The organism is Treponema sp. OMZ 840, assembly GCF_050937815.1.
Taxonomy (GTDB): Bacteria; Spirochaetota; Spirochaetia; order Treponematales; family Treponemataceae; genus Treponema_C.
The window spans coordinates 32868-54352 of the sequence record NZ_JACDIJ010000011.1 but is presented as its reverse complement, the minus strand read 5'-3'; the positions used below and the strand labels follow the sequence as shown (position 1 = coordinate 54352).

Annotated in this window: 20 protein-coding genes; 14 read left to right on the top strand and 6 right to left on the bottom strand. The window is 43.4% G+C overall.

Translation table 11 applies throughout. From position 1 onward, the window contains the following. Window positions 1-4 precede the first annotated feature (4 nt). The 5 genes from lpdA to H0R92_RS11720 all read right to left on the bottom strand — a co-directional run bounded on the left by lpdA (window position 5) and on the right by H0R92_RS11720 (window position 5974). Window positions 5-1369, bottom strand: a complete 1365-nt coding sequence (lpdA, locus tag H0R92_RS11740) for a dihydrolipoyl dehydrogenase (RefSeq protein ID WP_432965001.1) — start codon at window positions 1367-1369, stop codon at window positions 5-7. Window positions 1370-1381: 12 nt separating this feature from the next. Further along, the gene (locus H0R92_RS11735; protein ID WP_432964998.1) at window positions 1382-2806 is read right to left on the bottom strand and encodes a dihydrolipoamide acetyltransferase family protein; all 1425 of its coding nucleotides are present in this window, start codon (window positions 2804-2806) and stop codon (window positions 1382-1384) included. A gap of 60 nt (window positions 2807-2866) precedes the next feature. Beyond that, window positions 2867-3631, bottom strand: coding sequence for a DeoR/GlpR family DNA-binding transcription regulator (locus H0R92_RS11730; protein WP_432964995.1), 765 nt, complete (start codon window positions 3629-3631; stop codon window positions 2867-2869). Between the two features lie 172 nt (window positions 3632-3803). After that, the gene (locus H0R92_RS11725; protein WP_432964992.1) at window positions 3804-4958 is read right to left on the bottom strand and encodes an iron-containing alcohol dehydrogenase; all 1155 of its coding nucleotides are present in this window, start codon (window positions 4956-4958) and stop codon (window positions 3804-3806) included. 167 nt (window positions 4959-5125) lie between these two features. Further along, complete coding sequence (locus H0R92_RS11720) at window positions 5126-5974, bottom strand: AraC family transcriptional regulator (RefSeq protein WP_432964989.1); 849 nt, start codon at window positions 5972-5974, stop codon at window positions 5126-5128. 83 nt (window positions 5975-6057) lie between these two features. Here H0R92_RS11720 and H0R92_RS11715 point away from each other — a divergent pair, with 83 nt between their 5' ends. From H0R92_RS11715 to H0R92_RS11680, 8 genes are all read left to right on the top strand, one after another. Continuing rightward, window positions 6058-7140: a mannonate dehydratase gene (locus H0R92_RS11715; RefSeq protein WP_432964986.1), complete on the top strand. Its 1083-nt coding sequence runs from the start codon at window positions 6058-6060 to the stop codon at window positions 7138-7140. After that, a complete protein-coding gene (locus H0R92_RS11710) occupies window positions 7133-7795 on the top strand; it encodes an RraA family protein (protein ID WP_432964983.1) in 663 nt (220 codons plus the stop codon). Before H0R92_RS11715 ends, H0R92_RS11710 begins: the two co-directional genes overlap by 8 nt. 9 nt (window positions 7796-7804) lie before the next feature. Continuing rightward, window positions 7805-8578, top strand: coding sequence for an SDR family NAD(P)-dependent oxidoreductase (locus H0R92_RS11705; protein WP_432964980.1), 774 nt, complete (start codon window positions 7805-7807; stop codon window positions 8576-8578). A 26-nt stretch (window positions 8579-8604) separates the two neighbouring features. Further along, window positions 8605-9591, top strand: a complete 987-nt coding sequence (locus H0R92_RS11700; RefSeq protein WP_432964977.1) for a C4-dicarboxylate TRAP transporter substrate-binding protein — start codon at window positions 8605-8607, stop codon at window positions 9589-9591. A 55-nt stretch (window positions 9592-9646) separates the two neighbouring features. Next, complete coding sequence (locus tag H0R92_RS11695; protein WP_432964975.1) at window positions 9647-10165, top strand: TRAP transporter small permease; 519 nt, start codon at window positions 9647-9649, stop codon at window positions 10163-10165. Further along, window positions 10150-11433 (top strand): TRAP transporter large permease, encoded by a 1284-nt coding sequence (locus H0R92_RS11690; protein ID WP_432964972.1) that lies wholly within the window; start codon window positions 10150-10152, stop codon window positions 11431-11433. Before H0R92_RS11695 ends, H0R92_RS11690 begins: the two co-directional genes overlap by 16 nt. A gap of 29 nt (window positions 11434-11462) precedes the next feature. Beyond that, window positions 11463-12854 (top strand): glucuronate isomerase, encoded by a 1392-nt coding sequence (uxaC, locus tag H0R92_RS11685; protein WP_432964969.1) that lies wholly within the window; start codon window positions 11463-11465, stop codon window positions 12852-12854. A 310-nt stretch (window positions 12855-13164) separates the two neighbouring features. Beyond that, complete coding sequence (locus tag H0R92_RS11680; RefSeq protein ID WP_432964966.1) at window positions 13165-13317, top strand: hypothetical protein; 153 nt, start codon at window positions 13165-13167, stop codon at window positions 13315-13317. Window positions 13318-13331: 14 nt separating this feature from the next. On the opposite strand, the gene H0R92_RS11675 is transcribed toward H0R92_RS11680, so the two are convergent. Further along, the gene (locus tag H0R92_RS11675; protein ID WP_432964963.1) at window positions 13332-14081 is read right to left on the bottom strand and encodes a hypothetical protein; all 750 of its coding nucleotides are present in this window, start codon (window positions 14079-14081) and stop codon (window positions 13332-13334) included. A 226-nt stretch (window positions 14082-14307) separates the two neighbouring features. On the opposite strand from H0R92_RS11675, the gene fucU reads away from it, so the two are divergent. From fucU to H0R92_RS11645, 6 genes are all read left to right on the top strand, one after another. Then, complete coding sequence (gene fucU / locus H0R92_RS11670; RefSeq protein WP_432964960.1) at window positions 14308-14757, top strand: L-fucose mutarotase; 450 nt, start codon at window positions 14308-14310, stop codon at window positions 14755-14757. A 50-nt stretch (window positions 14758-14807) separates the two neighbouring features. Continuing rightward, window positions 14808-15890, top strand: a complete 1083-nt coding sequence (locus tag H0R92_RS11665) for a substrate-binding domain-containing protein (protein WP_432964957.1) — start codon at window positions 14808-14810, stop codon at window positions 15888-15890. Between the two features lie 104 nt (window positions 15891-15994). Beyond that, window positions 15995-17521, top strand: a complete 1527-nt coding sequence (locus tag H0R92_RS11660; protein ID WP_432964954.1) for a sugar ABC transporter ATP-binding protein — start codon at window positions 15995-15997, stop codon at window positions 17519-17521. 34 nt (window positions 17522-17555) lie between these two features. Then, the gene (locus tag H0R92_RS11655; RefSeq protein ID WP_432964951.1) at window positions 17556-18551 is read left to right on the top strand and encodes an ABC transporter permease; all 996 of its coding nucleotides are present in this window, start codon (window positions 17556-17558) and stop codon (window positions 18549-18551) included. 48 nt (window positions 18552-18599) lie between these two features. Beyond that, window positions 18600-19577, top strand: coding sequence for a LacI family DNA-binding transcriptional regulator (locus H0R92_RS11650; RefSeq protein WP_432964949.1), 978 nt, complete (start codon window positions 18600-18602; stop codon window positions 19575-19577). A 60-nt stretch (window positions 19578-19637) separates the two neighbouring features. Continuing rightward, window positions 19638-21437, top strand: coding sequence for an L-fucose isomerase (locus tag H0R92_RS11645; RefSeq protein WP_432964947.1), 1800 nt, complete (start codon window positions 19638-19640; stop codon window positions 21435-21437). The last annotated feature ends 48 nt before the right edge of the window (window positions 21438-21485 follow it).

The following is a 21485-nucleotide window of genomic DNA, read 5'->3' as shown; positions in this document are numbered from 1 at the left end:
AAACCTACAGTGTCCAAATTGCTTCCCGGATCGCTTCACAAACGGTCGGATGGGGGAAGATCATTTGTTTGACATCTTCAACGCGCATTTCGTTTTCGACGAGGGCGGCCGCTCCCCAAATCATTTCGGAAGCATAGGGGCCCAAAACGTGAATACCGAGTATGCGGTTATCGTCTTTTGAAACAATGACTTTTACGCTGCCGGGAGCTTTTACGCCGTTTTCGGCAATAAAGCGTCCCGAAACGAGCATGGGAACCGTTGCCGTTTTTACGGCAATCTTTTTGGCTTCGGCTTCCTGTTCGGTAATACCGCAGCCGGAAGCTTCGGGGATCGAATAGACAACCCAGGGGACTGCGTTATAGCGCATACGGTCGGTATTAGGCGTTCCGTCCAAAACCGAGCAAATATCGTTTACGGCAACTTCCGCCATGCGGTAGGCCGAGTGTGCGAGCATACTGCGGCCGTTTACGTCTCCGATAGCCCATACGCCGCTGATATTCGTCCTCATTCTGTCGTCTACGGCAACACCCTTGGCAGTGATGTCTACTCCCGCGGCCTTACCGTTCCAGTTTTCGGTTTGGCATCTGCGTCCTGCGGCCATCAATACGATGTCGGCTTGCGAAGAAAGACTTTTACCGTCCTTTGTTTTGAAAAAGACCGTTCCGCCTTCGATTTTTTCGACGCGGCAGCCCAAGTGAAATTCCGTGTTTTTAAGGCTGTTTCTCAATACGGGGGCAAGTTCTTTGTCCATAGGCGGAATGATTTCGTCCATCATTTCGATAACCGAAACCTTGCTTCCCAGGGTGCCGAATAAGCTTGCAAACTCGATACCGATAACGCCGCCTCCGATAACGCATAAGCGCTCGGGAACGTGATCGATGTCCAAAAGAGCGGTCGAATCCAATACCTTGGGATTGTCCTTTGCTCCGGGAATGGGCGGCATTGCCGGAAGAGAGCCGGCCGCAATGACAACCGCTTTGGCTTCGTGTACGGCACCCGTTTCGGCTATTTTAACCTTGCCGGCTGATACAAGTTCTCCCGTTCCCATAATAACTTCGACTTTTAAACGCTTCATAAGAGCGCTTACGCCCGAACAAAGGGTTTCGACCGTTTTCTTTTTCCACGCCGACATTTCCTTCATGTCGAAACGGATATTGTCCGCATGAACGCCGAACATGGGTGCTTCGTGGGCATGGAGATAGTGTTTTGCCGAATTCAAAAGCGTCTTTGTGGGGATACAGCCGACATTCAGGCAGGTACCGCCCAGAAATTCTCTTTCAATAAGTAAAACCTGTTTTTTCCGTTGAGCGAGCCGTTCCGCGGCAAGATAGCCTCCGGGGCCGCCTCCGATTACAATAACATCATACATACGTTTTCCGCCTTATTTTGCAATCCAAATATCGATGTCTTTTAAAGCAAGGCATAGAGCTTTCATAAACCGGGCTGCAGGAGCGCCGTCAACCACCGCATGGTCTATCGTTAAACTGAACGAAAGGTGCGGAACGATATCGTACGAACCCTGGGCATTGGCTTCGGGCTTGGGCTGAATACCGCAAACGCCTAAAATCGCAACTTCGGGCGCATTGATAACGGGGGTAAAGCTTTCGATTCCCGTATTGCCGAGGTTTGTGATTGTGAAACTCGAGCCGCCTAAAAGGTCGGGGCTTATCGAACCGTTTTGGCATTCGCCTGCAAGGTATTTTGCCTGAGCCGAGATTTCCGCCAGGGAAAGGGTGTCGGCGTTGCGGATAACCGGAACCATAAGGCCGCGCGGGGTGTCGACCGCCATACCGAGGTGAACGTTTTTGTATTCGCGTACAACGCCGTCTTTTTTTACCGCATTCATATAGCTGTAGTCTTTAAGCAGCCGTGAAGCCAAAAAGAGGATTAAGTCGTTTACGGTAACCTTTGACAAGCCCATCGCAGGGTCGCTTGCTTTAAAGCGCTCGCGGAGCTTTTGCATACGGACAGCGCTTGCACTTGCATTTAAAGTGAACTGGGCGGATGTAGCCAAAGAACTCATCATGCGTTCGGCAATAACTTTGCGGATACCTTTAATCGGTGTATCGGTATACTCGTCCGCTTTGCTTGCGGCACATCCCGTTTGTCCGGCCGGTGCGCCTTGAGCAAGGACCGCTTTTGCGCCCGATGCGACGGCGGCTATATCTTCCAAGGTTACTCTTCCGCCGATACCGCTTCCGCTTGCAGGGATTGCACCGCCTGAACGCAGGGCTTCTTTTGCGGCCGCCGTCAGCGGAGGTCTTTGAGAAGCGGCGCGCAATACGTCGGCTTCTATAATGCGGCCTTCCGCTCCGGTACCCGTCAGCGTGCTTACGTCAATGACTTCTTTTAAAGCCGCAGCGCGTGCGCGCGGAGATACCGCAAGATGTCCGCCGCTTGCAGTCTGTGCGGCGCTTGCCTGCGTTACAAGTGTCTGCACGGCAGGTGCACTCGGTGCAGGGGCGTCTGCCGGACTTTGTGCGGGTGCCTGCGCTGCCGGAACACTTTCCGCGGCGCCGGCCGATTCCGAAGAGGTTCCCGCATCCACAAACTTCGTCCAATCTTCTCCCGCGTTACCGACAACCATAATCGGCTGCAAGACGGGAACGTCGTCCCCTTCCGGGTGAATGATTTTTAAAATCGTTCCGGCAGCTCCTGCGGGAACTTCAAAGGTTGCCTTGTCGGTTTCAACTTCACATACGGTTGTATCCGCGTCTACGGCGTCCCCCTCTTTTTTCTTCCATTCTACAATAATGCAAGATTCTACAGTGTTGCCCTGTCTGGGCATAATCAAAACATGAGCCATGTTTCCTCCTGTTTTTTATATAGGGGTCTTCCAAAAACACCCGTTTTATGGAAGTACCCGTTAGCCTTTGCACGTAATAAGGTGCAAGGGAACTTGTTCCAATTCCGTTTTATCCTGCGCCCTTATGCCGCCGTCGGTAATTAAAATATCTATATCGCTCATCGGTAAAATCGTTACCACCCCGCTTTTACCGTGCTTTGAAGAGTCGGCCATAAGAACGAGCTTTTCCGCGCGTTCTCGCATAGCCGTAATAACGTCGCCGCCTTCGACCAAGTGGGTGGTAATGCCCGTCTTTACACTGAAGCCGTCGGTGCCGACAAAGGCGTAGCGCACGTTAAAGCGGCGTATCGTATCCAATGCAATGCTGCCTACAAAGGAATCGGTGCTGTTGCGGAACTCGCCGCCTACAAGGGTGATTTTTAAAGCGGGGTTCGACTTTGCTGATTCGAAGGCCGCGATGGAATTGGTGATAATCAATACATCGCGCTTACCCGTTAAATACCGCGGTAAAAGAGCGGTTGTTGTTCCCGCTTCTATCATGATTGCATCTCCGTCCCGCACCAACTCTGCGGCGGAACGCGCAATGCAGTGCTTTTCTTCGATATTCATATTTTGCCGCTGGAAGATATGGGGGTGAATGGTGGGCAGGGCTCCTCCGTGAGTGCGGCTTAAAAGACCTCTTTCTTCCAAGCTGCTTAAATCCGAACGAATCGTAACTTCCGAAACGTCCAGCTCGCCGCTCAATTCGGCGACGGACACGGCCCCCTGCGCCATAAGACGGTTTAATATACTGTGTTCGCGGTCGGATAATTCCTGAATCACCATTGTTTCCCCTTTCTTTTCGATTATATTACGAAATTGAATAAAACGCAAGCAAAAAGCAAGATAAAAGATAAAAAAACGTAAAAAAAAGCTGCCGAAAGCTGAAAATTGATGCTTAGGGCAGCTTTTTTATCAAGACCGCCGGTAAAATTATTCTTATCGGCGGCTTCCTTTTTTAGTTGATTTTTTTTCCGTAATACGCTGCTTCGTAAATCATCTTGACGTCTTCCGGAGTGGGTTTTCCGGGGTTGGTCAGCGTACAGGGGTCGCCGTGGGCGTTTTTACTCATGCGCTCCAAAACCGTTTTGAACTTTTCTTCGTTAAAGTCGACTTCTTTACAGTCTTTAAAGCACAAGGGAATGTCGAGTTTTTTGTTAAGTTCACGGACGGTTTCGGCAATGTCTTTTACGCCGAGTCTTTTTTCCGCCAAATCGTATTTATCCGAGAATTTGCGGTTAAAGTCGATAATGTAGGGCATGAGGATTGCGTTTGCCAAGCCGTGCGTAACGCCGAATTCGCCTCCGATTTTATGGGCAAGCGAGTGTACCAAGCCCAAGGATGCATTTGTGAAGGCCATACCGGCAAGGCTGGATGCATTGTGCATGTGGGCGCGGGCTGTCATATCTTTGCCGTTTTTGTATGCAGCGGGAAGATATTCAATGACGAGGCGCAAAGCTTCGATGGAATAAGGTTCCGTAAACGAAGTTGCGGCCGTTGAAGCAAAGGATTCAATTGCGTGGGCAAATACGTCCATACCGGTGTTTGCGGTGATGTGGGGCGGCATACATGCGGGAAGTGCGGGGTCGAGGATTGCGATATCCGGAACCATATCCGCAGCGACTATCGGGTATTTAATGTGATTGTCGGTATCGGTGATAACGGAAAATGCCGTGATTTCGCTTGCGGTTCCGCTGGTTGAAGGAATACAAATCATCTTTGCCTTGTTGCGTAGCGGAGGCATTGCACCGACGGGGATGATGGCTTCGAATTTAACGGAAGGATGTTCGTAAAAACACCACATAACCTTGGCCGCATCGAGCGCCGAACCGCCTCCGAGTGCGACAATCCAATCGGGGCCGAAATCGCTCATTTTTTTGCCGCCGTCCACAACGGTTTTTACCGAAGGGTTCGGTTCTACACCGTCGATAATAATCGATTCGATGCCGGCTTTTTTCAACAGCTCTACGGCCTTATCCAAAAAGCCGAATTTTTTCATCGAGCTTCCGCCGGTAACGATGGCGGCTTTTTTGCCCTTTAATTGGGCCAAATGATCCATTGCATTTTCGCCGTAAATAATTTGGCGCGGCACCGAGAAATTCATAATACTCATGTGGAGTCTCCTTAGCGGTACAGATAACCCTCTTGTTTTGAATTAGAGTACCTTTATAAATATATAATTATTTATATATAAAAAATGTTTTATTGTCAAGAGGAGGGTGTGTTTAGATTAACTTTTTTTTGGAAACAAAAAAAGAGGGAGAATCATGGTTTTTAAGTTTATTCGCTTATCTTTTTTTTCATTCTGTATTGTCTGGGGGTCATTGAAAAAGCCTTTTTGAATTGTTTATAAAAATAGCTGATTGAATTGAAATTAAGATCTTCGCTTATAGTTGAAATTTCCTTGTCAGTGTATGAAAGCATGTGGGCTGCGAGATTTAGTCGATGAATATTGTGATAGGTCGTGGGGGTTGTTCCTAAGTGCTTTTTAAAGGAACGAATTACATGTTCCTTGCTTAATCCGGTTTCTTTTATTATTACCGACATCTGTTCGTTTATGCTGTTTGGAGAATCTAAACGATTTAAAAGAGTATCAAGCCAAAGGGGAAAATCTGTTCTTTTCAATTCTTGCCCGACTTTTGGATTTATTATGTAGTGCAACAGTTCTGTAAGCAGCCATCTCATGTGATGTTTTTCCGCTTCGGCATTTTCCGTTACATAACTGGAGAGTCTTTGCATTTCCCGCTTTATAAGATCTAGATAGTTGTCATTCAAATGGAACAGTACTGTATTTGAAGAAAAATATTCCTCATCGTTCTTATCATATAGATAATTTATCGCGCTATTCATTACACTTTTGAGAAATGCAAGGTTTATATGAACCGGCGTTTGTCCGCTAAGATATTTTTTCTTATGAATTGTTCCCGGTTTTGTAAGTATCAAATCTCCTTGTTCGAGTTCATATACATGGTTCTTTTGTTCCATAATAAAGCCTCCGCTTAGGACCAAGGAGAATTCATAGAAATCATGAACTTGGGGATAACTTTTTATATCAATTGCGGTTCGAAAGGAATAATGAACTTCTCTGTCCGAATCTATTACTTCCGAGGCTAAAATTTTATTTATCACAATATCAATATACAGCAATAAATTTTAATTGTAAATACAATATTTAAAGGGAAAATGAATGTAATCTAATGTTAGAGGTAAAAATGAAATTAGGAATAGGTCTTTATAGACATATGCTTGATCGTAACCATTTCAAATTTGCAAAGCAGCTGGGTTGTTCCCATGTTATCGTTCATCTTGTAAATTATTATTCAGAAAAACAGGGCATATTACCGGCTACGGATGATAAGACGAATTATGGTGAATCGATAGAAAATGATTTTATTTGGAGTTACGACGGATTAAAGAATCTGAAAGATATTGCAGCAGAAGAGGGCATTGAAATATACGGTATTGAAAATTTCAGCCCCGCAGATTGGTATGATGTACTTTTGGACGGACCGCATCGTGATGAACAAGTGGAAAACTTGAAGCGAATCATCGCAAATGTAGGTAGAGTTGGTATACGGAATTTTGGATATAATTTTTCAATTGCAGGCGTTTGGGGGCATAAGAGACTTGCTGTTGCTCGTGGCGGAGCTGTAAGCGTATGTTTTGATGCTTCGGCATTACCGATTGATGCCTCTATACCTGACGGAGAAGTTTGGAATATGACCTATAGGGATGGTCCAAAAGATACATTTATCGCTCCTGTTTCTCATGCCGATCTTTGGAATCGGTTCGAAAGATTCTTGAATGAAATTTTACCCGTATGTGAAAAAAGCGGCGTTGCTTTAGCACTTCATCCGGATGATCCCCCCATGCCCGAACTCAGACAGACTGCCCGGCTTGTTTATCAGCCCAAGTATTATGATAAGCTCATCAATCTTAATAAAAGTCCTATGAATCAGCTGGAATTTTGTTTGGGCAGTTTAAAGGAGATGAGTGAAGGAAATATTTATAAGGAAACGGAAAAATACAGCAGAAACAAGCGTATCAGTTATATTCATTTTAGAAATGTAAAAGGTACTGTCCCCAAATATGATGAGGTATTTTTGGATGAAGGGGATATTGATATGTTCAAAATTTTAAGGATTTTAAGGGACACGGAGTACACGGGACTTCTTATCCCCGATCATACTCCGGAAATGACCTGTCCCGGTTCATGGTATGCCGGTATGGCTTATGCGATCGGATATATGAAAGCAGCTATCAGAGCTATCTGTGAGGAGAAATGTAATGAATAAGCAAAAAATTATTAAATATTTTGATGTGATAAAGACTGAATTATATACTCCGGTCGTGGGTGATATTCTTGATACTATGGGCTATGTTCATCAATTTTTACCCCCTTCGATTGTTTCGGCTCGAGAAGATTTTAAGATTGTCGGTTTTGCAATGCCCGCTCTTATGATCGATGTGTATGGTGTACAAAAAAAGCCTTTCGGCTATCTTACAGAAGCGCTTGATCAACTGGAGGAAGGAGATGTTTATCTTGCAAGCGGGGGAGTATTTAGATGCGCTTACTGGGGAGAGTTATTGACGGCGACGGCCAAAATGAGGAAAGCTGCAGGTGCGGTGATAAACGGATTTCATCGTGATACCCCTCAAATGCTTGCACAGAATTGGCCCGTGTTTTCAAGAGGCAGGTATGCTCAGGACAGCTCTGTAAGAACACAGGTTATTGATTATCGGTGCAAGATCGAGGTCGGTGAGGTCACTGTGAATCCGGGAGATCTTGTTTTCGGGGATATCGATGGTGTGTTGGTTATACCGCAAGATACATGTGAAGAGGTTATTGAGAAAGCGATTGAAAAAGCACGAGCCGAAAAAGTTGTGAGAGCCGCAATAGAAGATGGTATGTCGGCAACGGAAGCTTTTTCAAAGTTCGGGGTTTTGTGAGGTGATATTGTGGAATACGATTACAGAAAAATATTTTCGCTTGAAAATAAGGTGGCTGTAGTAACAGGAGGTACATCGGGGCTTGGATTTGCTATGGCAAAGTGTTTTGCCGCTGCGGGTGCTAGAGTTGTTATTACCGGTACCAGAGAACAGGAGGGGCTTGATCGAGCGGCGGATGAAGTAGGTAATGATTGCATCGGTATTCGTTATGATATTTCTGATGACAGTCTGCATGAAGAAATTGTCGAAGATATAGTCGCACGCTATAAAAAAATCGATATCATTGTTAGTAATGCGGGGATACATTCTAAAAAGGATGTAGAGAATATAAGCAGAAAAGATTTCGAAGAGATGCTTTCCGTACATGTGGTGGGTCCCTTGGGGCTAATAAGAGCTGCGGTACCTCATATGAAAAGCCAAAAAAAAGGAAGCATCATAATGATCTCTTCTATGTCCGCATATCTTGCTTTGACAAAGGTAGTTGCCTATGGTGCGGCCAAAAGTGCCGTTTTGGGAATGATAAAGTGTCTTTCAGGTGATCTTTGCCCATACGGCATCAGAATCAATGCCATTGCTCCGGGATTTATTGACACGCCCATGTTCCATAAGGCTGTTGATTCGGATCCCGAGCGACAGAAAAAGATACTCTCTCATACCCCGATGGGAGTGTATGGTCAGCCGGAAGATATTGCGTGGGCAGCGCTCTATCTTGCCTCAGATGCGTCTAAGTTTGTTACAGGAGTTTCTATTCCTGTTGATGGTGGTTGTTCAATCGGTTTTTAGATTTACAAAAAAAGGAGAAAGACATTATGAAAAAAATCTTAATGAGTTTCTTGGGTGCTCTATTTGTTTTAGGATTCGGTTTTGCAGGTGGAGCGGGTGAAAGTATTGCAAAAGGGCCTTATAAGATTAAGTTCGGTAATACCCAGGGCGAAAAGGATACACAGACCATGGGGCTAAATGAAGTGGCGCGACGTTTAAATGCATCAGGTCTTTTTGAAGTTACAGTTTATCCTTCCTCTGCACTCGGTGAAACAGATGATATCATGGAGCAAGGGCTTCAAGGTGCTCCTGTTCTCACTGTAACTGATCCCGGTCGTCTGATGAGTTATATTAATGAATTTGGTGTAATTCAGATGCCTTATATCTTTAAGGATGCCTCTGATTTAGACAAACTTATCGAAACACCCATGTATAAAAAATGGGAGAAAAGCTTTGAGGATAAGTTTGGTCTGAAGCTTATAACTTCGAATTGGTATTCAGGAGCGAGGAATTTTGTTTGTGATAAAGAAATAAACAAACCATCCGATTTGAAAGGGTTGAAAATCAGAACTATCGGAGCTCAGCTCTATACAGAGAGTATCAATGCAATGGGTGCTGTTGCAACTCCAATGGCCTGGTCTGAAGTATATTCGGCAATTCAGCAGGGAGCTATCGACGGTGCCGAAGTTCAAACTCCATCTTCCTATGCTACAAGGATATACGAGGTTTCCAAGGTAACAAATAGAACGGAGCATTTTCAACTTATTGGCTGTGTTGTTATGGGTGCCAAGATATTCAATTCTTGGAGTAGGGAGGCGCAGGAGTTTTTCATAAAGACATTTAAAGAGGTTGGTTCTGAAAATCAACAGCTTGTAAAGAAATTGACATTACAATATGAGAAGGAAATGGAAGGATATGGGATGATTGTGCGAGATGTTGACAAAACACCCTTTATTGAGGCTGTACAGCCTGTGTACGATAAACTTAATTACAGAAAGCTTAAAGATGAATTGTTTAAACAACTCGGTTATTGATGAATAATGTCCGCTGCCCGATCTTTTGGCAGCGGCTTTGTGTGAATGAGGGTTTATGATAAAGGCAACTTTTTTTGTAAAATTATCTCGGTTTTACGAGAAGCTTTGTAAGATAGAGATGTTTTTTTGTTGCGTATTGTTCTTAATGGTTATCCTGTTGGTTTTTATTTCCGCAATACTGAGGAAATTGAATATGCCGCTTGCATGGACGGTTGATGTTTCCCAACTTTGTTTTGCATGGGCAGCGTTTTTTGGTGCAGATATTACTTTGAGAAAAGGATCTTTGGTTGGCGTAGATCTTGTTACCATGCATCTTAACCTTCGGATTCAGAAAAAAATAAAGATGATAAATTTAGTTATAATGTTCTTTTTCGTGTTGATACTTATAAAGTACGGATTTCCTCTGGCGATAAAGAACTGGAACAGAAGTTTTCAAACTCTTAAGATAAGTTACGGATTTGTTACTTTAAGTCTTCCTTGTTCCGGTATGTTTATGATAATGAGTATAATTCATAATATTGTTGTGCTCTTCAGGGACATTGAATCAGGGGTGGAAAAATGTGGTTATTGTTGACACTTTTTATTATTCTCCTGGTAATAGGTATGCCGGTTGCGTTTGTTATTGGAATTGCAGGAGGCGGATACTTTCTTATCAATAATGAGATCCCTTGGACGGTTTTGGTTCAGCGAGTTGTATCACAGACGCAATCTTTTTCTTTTCTAGCGGTTCCGTTCTTTTTATTTGCCGGTAATCTTATGAATGAAACCGGAATAACAAAACATCTTCTTTCGCTTGCCCGTCTTATTACAAGAAGGATGTATGGAGGTACGGCGCAGGTAAATGTTATTCTTTCCACGTTGATGGGAGGTGTTTCCGGGTCTGCTTGTGCGGATGCCGGAATGGAGATACGCATTTTAGGCCCAGAGATGGATAGTCGCGGCTATCCTAAAGGTTATACATGTGGTCTTACATGTCTTACCAGTCTTATTACGGCCACAATCCCGCCGAGTCTCGGTCTCATTTTATACGGTTTCGTAGGAGAGGTTTCTATCGGTCAGCTTTTTGCGGCAGGTATTGTTCCCGGTTTTTTGATGTGTTTGGTATTAATGGTTACCGTAACTATTACAAGTCGCAGGCATGGATATGATGCCCCAAGACCCGATTCGAAACGATTTACTTTTAAGGAATTGATGGATAATCTAAAAACATCCGTATGGGCTCTTTTGTTTCCTATTATTCTCATTATTGGTATTAGGTTTGGTTTTTTTACACCAAGTGAAGCAGGAGCCTTTGCTGTTGTTTATGCAATTGTCATCGGAACTTTCGTCTATAAAGAACTTACGATAGAAAGCTTTATTCGCAGTTTAAAAAATGCCGTTATAGATACGGGCGCAATAATTTTTATAATTGCACTCTCTGGAATATTTAGTTATGCACTTACATATGGAAATATTCCTAAAATTATGTCTGCTTTTTTAATTGGAATAACCGATAGTCCTCAACTTATGGTTCTACTCATGCTCGGATTTTTATTTCTAACGGGGATGCTTGTCGATTCAAATGTAAATATTTTGTTACTTACTCCGATTTTTCTTCCTGTGGTTACAGAGCTTGAAATAAATCCTGTTCATTTTGGAATATGTATGATGACGATTGTTACAATGGGATGTATGACACCGCCTGTAGGTACTGCAATTTATGTTGTTTGCGGAATACACAAGACATCAATACAGGATTATGTTAAATATTCGTTGCCGTTTTTTATCTCCGTATTGCTGGAAGTTGTCGTTTTGGTGTTTTTCCCTCAGATTACAATGTTTATTCCCAATTTGCTTTATTGAAACCAAAAGACTGCATGGAAAATGTTTAAATGAGAGATTTTTTTTCAGATGAGTTTTTATTGGATAGCCCTCTTGCCGTGAATTTGTATACGGAACACGCCGTAAAAAAACCTATTTTTGATTATCATTGTCATTTGTCAGCAAAGGAGATATATGAGGATGTTCAATTTTCTTCTTTGGGGGAACTCTGGCTTAATCATGATCATTATAAGTGGAGATTGATAAGATCCCGCGGTATTGATGAAAAGTATGTTACGGGAGAAGGAGATATTTATAAAAAGTATTTGATTTTCATCGATACTCTTTATTATGCGATGGGTAATCCTGTTTTGCATTGGAGTTATAGGGAATTAAATGACATATTCAAAATAAGAGAAGTTCTTACAAAAGAATCTGCATTAAGAATTTGGAATAAAACAAAAAAAATTATAAATGAAAAAAAATTATCCCCAAGAAAAATACTTTCGTTGTATAATGTGCGGGGTTTATGTACTACGGAAGATGTTTCGGCTGATTTGGGTTATCATGAAAAGTTGAAAAAAGAATGGAAAGAATGTATGGTTCTTCCTGCATGGCGACCTGACAGAATATTAAACGTCAATAGCCAAAAATTTATAGATGAAATTCATGCGATTGAAAAACATGGTTATGAAATTAAATCTTATCAGGATTTTCTTGCGGCCGTTATAAAGAGAATGGATGACTTTGATAATGCGGGATGTGTTGCGAGCGATCATGATCTTAATGCATTTGTGTTTAATATGACATCAGAAGATGAGATGTCCGATATTTTCCTGAAAATAATGAAAAGCGAAACCTTAACAAAGGTTGAAATTCAAAGATGGAAATGTACTCTGCTTGTTTTTCTTTTTTCGGAATATAAAAAACGAAATTGGGTTGTAGAATTGCATGCGGGATGTAATAGAAATCAGAACATGAAAATGGTTAGAAAAGTCGGGGAGGCTTGCGGCTATGATACTCCCGGAGATTTTGAAATGTCACTTCCCATTGGAGAACTTTTAAACTACCTTGAAGAAAATGGAATACTTACAAAAATAATACTCTTTTCGCTCAATCCAAAAGATCTTTGGCCGCTTGCAAGTCTTTGTTATACGTTTCATGAAACCGGGGTAGATTCGAAAATTCAATTGGGAGCTGCTTGGTGGATGCAAGACCATAAAAAAGGAATGATAGAGCAGATGGATGCTCTTGCTAATACAGGATTACTGGGTGGATTTATAGGAATGTTAACCGATTCAAGGTCCTTTCTTTCCTACTCACGACATGATTATTTTAGGAGAATCCTTTGTTCCTATATTGCATCCTATTATGACAGAGGAGAATATCCTTATACGGAAATGCTCGGAAAGCTTTGTGAAGATATTTCTTATAATAATGTAATAAAATATTTTCTCAAATAGATAAAAATCATCAATCGCTGATGTATGCCTATACCACTGTATTTTTTATTCTTCATCTCAACGCTATTGTGAAGTTGTGAAGGGAAGTCGTATCTTTAATACACGTAATATTCTTACATATTTGGCTTTGATATGGGGGATGTGAAACTTGATATACTGAACCGGCCTCAAATTTTAGGAAAATTTAAGCAGATTTTTTGACTGCGGGTGCCTGGATTGAAATACGTTGTTTTGTGCTGCCCATTTGTGCGCGGTTCATCGGAACATTACAGACTGAATGTATGGTGCGCTGGATTATCACTATAAACAAATGGATGTACACAAGTTGCAGGGCATTATTGACGAGTGGATTTTTAAGTACGAAAACCAACGTCCGCATGAAGGTTTGAACTTCTTGATTTCAAAACAGTTTGAGGCTGCATTCTATGCACAAAAACATTCGCTTGTGTCCTATTTGTTGTGAGTACGGACATATCTTTATATACAATAGTTATGCCTATTGACTCCGAAAGCGTTATTTTCTTTTATGTCTTTGTAAAAATATAATATTTTTTTATCTTCTTCTTTTATGCCCTTTAAACGTACCAAGTCCTCAAGCAGGGCGGGATTATCCTTTGTTGTGGTTATAAGAGCATCTAGTTTTGTCAGTTCTTTGTTTATAATGAGTTCCGACTTTAGGGCAAGCCCCTGCAAACGACAGGCAAGATTTATTCCATAACCCACATAATCCCGATATTTTAGCAAAGAAGCCTCCGCCGAAATTTCATATTTATACACTTGGTCCATAACAAGAGCTCCGGCAAGACCGAGTTCCGGATACGGTTTAAATAATTCTTCTTGGGTAAATTCACTGTACATTTCGAAAACCATGATAGCTTCCGTCAAAGTACGAGCATCCGTTTTATCCCAAATTATCAGAGCCCCGTCACCGAGTAATTTATAGTAAGAACAGCCGCAGCCGAATTGATTTACGCATGATAAAAAATTTGATGTAAAAGAGGTGATAAGTGAAAAAACTAATTTGTCGTCTTGTGAACAAAGAAAATTACTGAAACCGCGTACATCGATACATAATATTAAAGCATCCGGTTTTGTTTCGCCTAAATATATATTGTCAAAAATATCGATAGGCATTTTTTTAAAACCGGAAAGGGTTGATGCATCCAGTTCAATGCTGCCGTCTTTTCGCGAACCGAATGCGAGACTTTTTATATCTTCAGAATTCATGGATTTATTATATCTGATAGGAAAAAAAAAGACAACACGGACGATATCGCGCAAAAACACGGATTTTAACGGAAAGTTTATAAAAAAAATCCCGTTTTTTATGGAATTTTCATTAAAATGATAAAATTTTTCTTGACAGATTTGAATTTCAATGCGATTATACTATGTAAACGATTACATGATTTTTGTAAAATGTTTGCTATTTATATAAGTTTGGAGGCGTTGTATGTTGATCGGAGTTTCTCCCGTTATAAGTCCCGAATTGATTTCCGTTTTACACCGCATGGGGCACGGTGACGAGCTGGTGCTGTCCGACGCGTTTTATCCTGCGGATTCATGCAATACGCGGGTACTCCGTGCCGACGGTATTAAAATTCCTGCACTGCTTGACGGTATTTTGCGTTTGATAAATATCGACTCCTATGTACCGGATGCTTTGGTTATGATGCAGGCTGTAAAGGGCGATACGCTCGATCCTGCCGTTGAGGCATCTTATGTCAAAGCTATAAAAAACATTTATCCCGACTCCCCTGCGATAACACGTATAGACCGTTTTGCCTTTTATGAGCGGTCGAAATCGGCTTTTGCGATTGTGGTTACCGGCGAAACGGTAAAATACGGTAATATTATCCTCAAAAAAGGAGTGGTGCCCGTTGCCGCGCATTGGGCGCTTTAATATCTGGTATAAGGGTGTTAGTCACCCAAAAATAAATAAGGAGTAATCTTATGAAAAAATTAGGATTGGTATTGATGGTTTCCGTGCTCATGGCGGGAATGATGTTTGTAGGCTGTACGAAAAAAAGTGCTGCAGACGGCAAAGTTGTAATGGGAGCCCTTATCCGCAACTTAAACGAAACCTTTGTCCGTGACTATGCCGATAACTTAAAAAAGTTGGCTGAAGAAAACAACGTTGACTTAAAAGTTATGGACGGTAACGGCGACGTTGCAACACAGCTTGACCAATTGAACACATTGTTGACACAGGGTGTAAAATACTTTGTTATTATTCCTCAAGATACTGCTGCAACCGAACAAATGGCAAAGGCTATCAATGCGAAAGGCGGAGCCGCCGCTTTTTCCAACATTCAACCTTCCGTTGCCGCTTTGAAAGTAGGTAAGAATTTCTTCCTTGCTTCTTCTCCGGAAAGCGTAGCGGGCGATATTCAAGCTCAAATTATCGACGATTATTTTAAAAAATATCCCGATAAGGCGCCCGGAAAAACCGTAAATGCATTGCTCTTAAACGGTCAGCTCGGACATCCTGCCCAAGTAAACCGCAAAAAAGGTGTTGTTGAAGGTCTTGCTTCCCGCGGTTACACGGTGAATATGGTTGCCGAAGATACGGCAAACTGGGGTGCCGGCGAAGCTCAGCAAAAAATGGACGCATGGATTGCCGCACACAACGGTAAATTCAACGTTGTTATCGCTCAAAACGACGATATGGGACTCGGTGCAATCGAATCCATGTTGACCAACAAATACACCGACAATCCTTCCGATGTTACCAAAGATACCAACGGCGACGGTACCGTATTGAAAGTACCGGTTATCGGCGTTGACGGAACGGAAACCGGTGTGCGTTCTATGAACGAAAACAAAATGTATGCCACCGTTTTGCAGGACTCCGTAGGTCAGTCCACCACCGCTTTTGAATTGGTATATCAGGTTGCTACAAAGGGCACCGCTATCGGTTATACGACAAAGGCCGGCTTATCGGCAGCTAAAGCCGTTACCGGTGAAGATCCTGTAACCGACACCGCTATTTTGGCTCAGTGCTATTTGGTTCCCTTTAAACCGATTGTAAAATAAAACAATAACGTAAAAAAGGGATTTTCAAAAAGCAATCCGTTTTGCAGCAATCCCTAGGAGGGGTGCTTTTACCCCTCCTTAAAAATACACACACAGGAATTCCAATGAATGACGAATACATTCTCCGTATGGAAGGTATAACAAAACAATTCCCCGGCGTTCTTGCCCTCGATAATGTATCGATAAATGTTAAACCGGGTACGGTACACGCTTTTATGGGTGAAAACGGCGCGGGAAAATCCACCCTTATGAAATGTTTGTTCGGTATATATCATCCGGACAAGGGCAGGATTGTATTTAAAGGTAAAGAAGTAAAATTTCATGACGCAAAAGACGCTTTGGAAGCGGGCATTTCTATGATACATCAAGAATTATCGAATGTGCCGCAGCGTACCGTTGCGCAAAATATTTGGCTCGGCCGCGAACCGAAACGCGGGGGAAAATTTCCCTTTATAGATCACCATAAAATGATAGCAGACACGGCACATCTTTTAAAACAGCTCGATATGCCGATATCTCCTACAAGTAAAATGTCCGATCTTTCCATTTCCGCTCAACAAACATGCGAAATTGCAAAAGCGGTTTCTTACGGTGCGTCGGTTGTAGTGATGGACGAACCCACATCTTCTTTATCCGAAAAAGAAGTCGAGCATCTTTTTAAAATTGTAAACGATTTGCGCTCAAAAGGCGTTGCAGTTATATATATTTCACACCGCATGAACGAAATATTCCGCATTGCCGACGAAGTAACGGTTATGCGTGACGGTACTATGGTCGGAACCTACCCTGCTTCCGAACTGAATGAAGACAAGCTTATCAACTTGATGATCGGGCGCGTAAATACACAGCGATTTCCGCCGGTAGACACCGTACCCGGAGAAGTTCGTTTAAGAGTCGAGCATCTTTCTTCTCCGAATCCTCATTCGTTTCAAGACATCAGCTTTGATTTACGTAAATCCGAAATTTTAGGAATCGGAGGTTTGGTCGGTGCTCAGCGCTCCGAAATGGTTGAAGCATTGTTCGGGCTGAGAGCCGTTTCCGTAGGTGAAATTATTATAGACGGTAAAAAAGTAAAAATACGTTCTCCGCGCGATGCGATAAAAAACAAAATCGGCCTTATTACCGAAGACAGGCGTGGCACGGGTATATTTCCCCTGTTATCGATAACAAAGAATACGGCTATGGCAGCCGTTACGACAAATACCGAAAAAAAATATCTGAATAAATTCCGCCTCATCCGCCATAAAGAAGTTGAAAAGATGGCAACCGGTTTAAGCTTGCTTTTACGTACCAAAACGCCGTCGATGAATACGCAAATACAAAACCTGTCCGGCGGAAACCAGCAAAAGGTTATTGTAAGCCGCTGGCTTATGACCTTACCGGATGTTCTTATAATGGATGAACCGACACGCGGTATAGATGTCGGCGCAAAGTATGAAATATATACGATAATGACGGATTTGGTAAAAGAAGGAAAATCGATTATTATGGTATCGTCGGAAATGCCCGAACTTATCGGTATGTCGCAGCGTATTGCGGTATTATGCAACGGCCGCTTAACCGGTATTTTGGATAAAAAAGATGCAACGCAAGAATCGGTTATGCGTTTGGCAACTAAATTTTCCGATTAATCGAAAAGACTTTTAAATTAGGAGAAGTATTTTTATGGATAAATTAAACATAAACCGCCGTACATTAAAAGAATTCGGCAGTAAATATACAAACTATATTACGTTTGTATTCTTATTCATTATCTTAGGCATTTTAACGCGCGGCGGTTCTATGGAAGTCGCATCGCTTCAAAATCTTGTTATCGCCGAATCGGTGAGAGCCTTTGCCGCCTTGGGTGTCGGTATGATTATCATTACGCGAGGTATCGACTTATCAATTGGTTTTATGGTATGCCTTACAACCAGTATTGCCGCTTCTTTTGCACAAAACCCGGATTACAGTTCGGCTATGTATCCCGGTATAGATTTTCCCCTGTTTTTGCCCATCATTGCGGCAATGCTTGTAGGTTTATTGTTCGGCGCCTTTAACGGAACCCTCGTCGCTTATGCAAAGCTTCCGCCCTTTATTGCAACGCTGGGTACAATGTCTTTGGCGCGCGGTATTCAGCTTATCTATACTCAGGCAAAGGTTGTCGGAAGCGTAAAGGACAGTTATAAGCACATTGCACAGGGCTTTGTCGGTCCTATTCCGAATCTTGTCATTTACGTTGCGGTTGCCGCCTTTCTTGTATGGGTTATCTTAAAACATACGCGATTGGGCGCGAACTTTTACGCAATCGGCGGAAACCCGCAAGCCGCCCGTGTTGCCGGAATCAATGTTGAAGCAAACCTCGTTATCGTGTATGCTTTGGCCGGCCTTTTATACGGTATCGCCGGCGTTTTACAATCGTCGCGTTTGGGGCTTGCAAACTCGCTTACCGGTCAGGGAATGGAGCTTGACGCCATTGCGGCGGTTACCGTCGGCGGTATTTCACAATCAGGCGGTGTCGGAACTATGGGCGGAATGCTTGTCGGTGTATTGACGATGGGTATTATCAACTACGGTATGACCTATTTAAGCATCGACTCTTATTACCAGCTTTTGGTAAAAGGAACGATTATTATTATTGCGGTATACTTCGATATGCGCAAAAATGCCCGCAAAGCATAAGCGTTTCGGATTATTTAAAAGGATTTTTAAAAACGGGAAGATACGGAAGTGATTACGATAAAAGATGTTGCTCAGGATGCAGGGGTTTCAACCGCAACGGTTTCCCGCGTATTGAATAAGGATACGAAGGTATCCGAAGAAAAACGGCGTGCCGTAAACACTTCCATCGCCCGTTTAAACTATCGCTTGTATCCGGCTGCCCGCAGCTTGAAAATGGGAAAGAGTAAAACTATCGGTGTGATCGCGCCGGAATTGTCCAATTACTTTTTTATGTTTTTGTGCGAGTGCTTTGAAAAAGTACTGCGGCAAGCCGGTTATTCTATGATTTTATGCTGTTCCAACGATTCCGTAGAAGTTGAAAAAAAACGCCTCGACTATCTTGCAGGTCAATTTGTGGACGGTATTATCGCCATTCCGGTAAGTCCTTCGTACCGCCACTTCAAACGTATTCAGCAGGATATTCCTCTGGTACTCGTAGACCGCAATTTCAGCGCTTTTTCTACCGACTGCGTGTTGGTCGATAATGCGGGAGGTACCCAAGAAGCGGTGTGTGCGTTAATTGCCGACGGGTTTAAACGTATAGCCTTTCTCGGCGGCGATGAAGATTCGATGACCAGCCGTGAACGCTTTGCAGGTTATAAAAAAGCTTTGGAAACGGCGCATATTAGAGTTGATGAACGCTTGATTGTTTCAAGCGGTTTGAATATGGAAGGCGGCTATAAGGCTATGGATGCTATGCTCGCTTGTAAAAAACTTCCGGATGCCTATTTTTGTGTAAATCTTATGGTAACGCTGGGAGCGGCCAAACGGGTAATGGAAGAACCGGAAGAAGTACAAAAAAAAATTGTCTTTGCCGCCTTTGACGATGTGTATTATTCTTCCCTTATTTCGTGGTGCCGCTACTTTGTGGCTCAGCCCATGCAGGATATCGGCATAAAGGCTGCCGAAATGATATTGGAACGTATTAATAATCCCGAAAGGGAATACTGTGAAATACGGCTGCCTACAACGCTGATTCGGCGCTGACGGGCTTGTATATTATTACTACGCTTGCATAAGGATGCAGCGTATACAGGAGGTACATATATGGCAAAAAGCAGACTTATCGGGGAATATCCTATTATCGGTATTCGCCCCACTATCGACGGAAGACAGGGACCGCTTAACGTTCGCGCTGCTCTTGAAGAGCAGACAATGAACATGGCTAAAGCGGCCGCAAAGCTCTTTAAAAAACATGTCCGTTATACAAACGGCGAACCCGTTAAAGTTATTATTGCCGATACAACCATCGGACGCGTTGCCGAAGCGGCTGCCTGCGCCGAAAAGTTTAAAAAAGCCGGCGTAGACATTACCTTAACCGTAACGCCTTGCTGGTGCTACGGATCGGAAACCATGGATATGGATCCGATGACCATTAAAGCCGTGTGGGGTTTTAACGGAACCGAACGCCCCGGTGCCGTTTATTTGGCCGCCGTTTTGGCAGGACATGCTCAAAAGGGCTTGCCTGCATTCGGCATTTACGGACACGACGTACAGGAAGCCGATGCAAAAGATATCCCTGCCGACGTACAGGAAAAACTTTTACGCTTTGCTCGTTCCGCCGTCGCGGCCGCAACCATGCGCGGAAAATCTTATTTACAAATCGGTTCCATTTGTATGGGAATTGCAGGCTCCATCATCGACCCCTCATTCTTTGAAAGCTATCTGGGAATGCGCGTCGAATCCGTTGACGAAGTGGAAATTATCCGCCGCATGACCGAAGGTATCTACGACAAAAAAGAATACGAAAAAGCCCTTGCATGGACAAAAAAATACTGTCCGGAAGGCATCGATATGAATCCCGATAATATGAAAAAGTCGGATAAAGAAAAAGCCGAATCATGGGAATTTGTCGTTAAAATGATGTGCATCATCAAAGATTTGTACAACGGCAATCAAAACCTTCCGGAAGGCTGCTCGGAAGAAAAGGTCGGACACAATGCGATTGCAGGCGGTTTCCAGGGTCAGCGCCAATGGACGGATTTTTATCCGAACTGCGACTTCCCCGAAGCCCTGCTCAATTCGTCGTTCGACTGGAACGGCGCGCGCGAGCCTTACGTTTTGGCAACCGAAAACGACACCTTAAACGGCGTTTCCATGCTGTTCGGAAAACTGCTTACCGGTACCGCCCAGATATTCTCCGACGTGCGCACCTATTGGAGCGCCGATGCGGTTAAAAAAGCTTCCGGTTACGAATTGGAAGGCGTTGCAAAAGAAGCCGGCGGCTTTTTGCACCTTATCAACTCCGGTGCAAGCTGTTTGGATGCCAGTGCCGAAATGAAAGATAAAAAAGGCAACGGCGTTATGAAGCCTTTCTGGGAAGTTACCGACGAAGATCAAAAAGCCTGTCTTAAAGCAACTACGTGGTGTGCCGCCGACTTCGGCTATTTCCGCGGAGGCGGTTTTTCCTCGCGCTTTGTAACGAATGCCGAAATGCCCGTAACGATGACCCGTTTGAACATCGTCAAAGGCTTAGGCCCGGTTATTCAAATTGCCGAAGGATGGACAGTTCTCTTGCCGGATGAAGTAACGGATAAACTGTGGCTGCGCACAAACTACACATGGCCCTGTACTTGGTTTGCCCCGCGCATTACGGGCAAGGGAGCCTTTACGTCCGCATACGACGTTATGAACAACTGGGGTGCAAATCACGGTGCCATCAGCTACGGACACATCGGTGCGGATTTAATTACACTCTGTTCCATCCTGCGTATTCCCGTCTGTATGCACAATGTACCGGAAGACAAGGTGTTCCGCCCTGCCGCATGGAATGCATTCGGTATGGATAAAGAAGGACAGGACTACCGCGCATGTAAAGCCTACGGCCCCATGTACGGTCACTATTAAGCATTAAGGAGTTGTTTTAATTCTTTTTTAATGGGATAAAAAAATAAA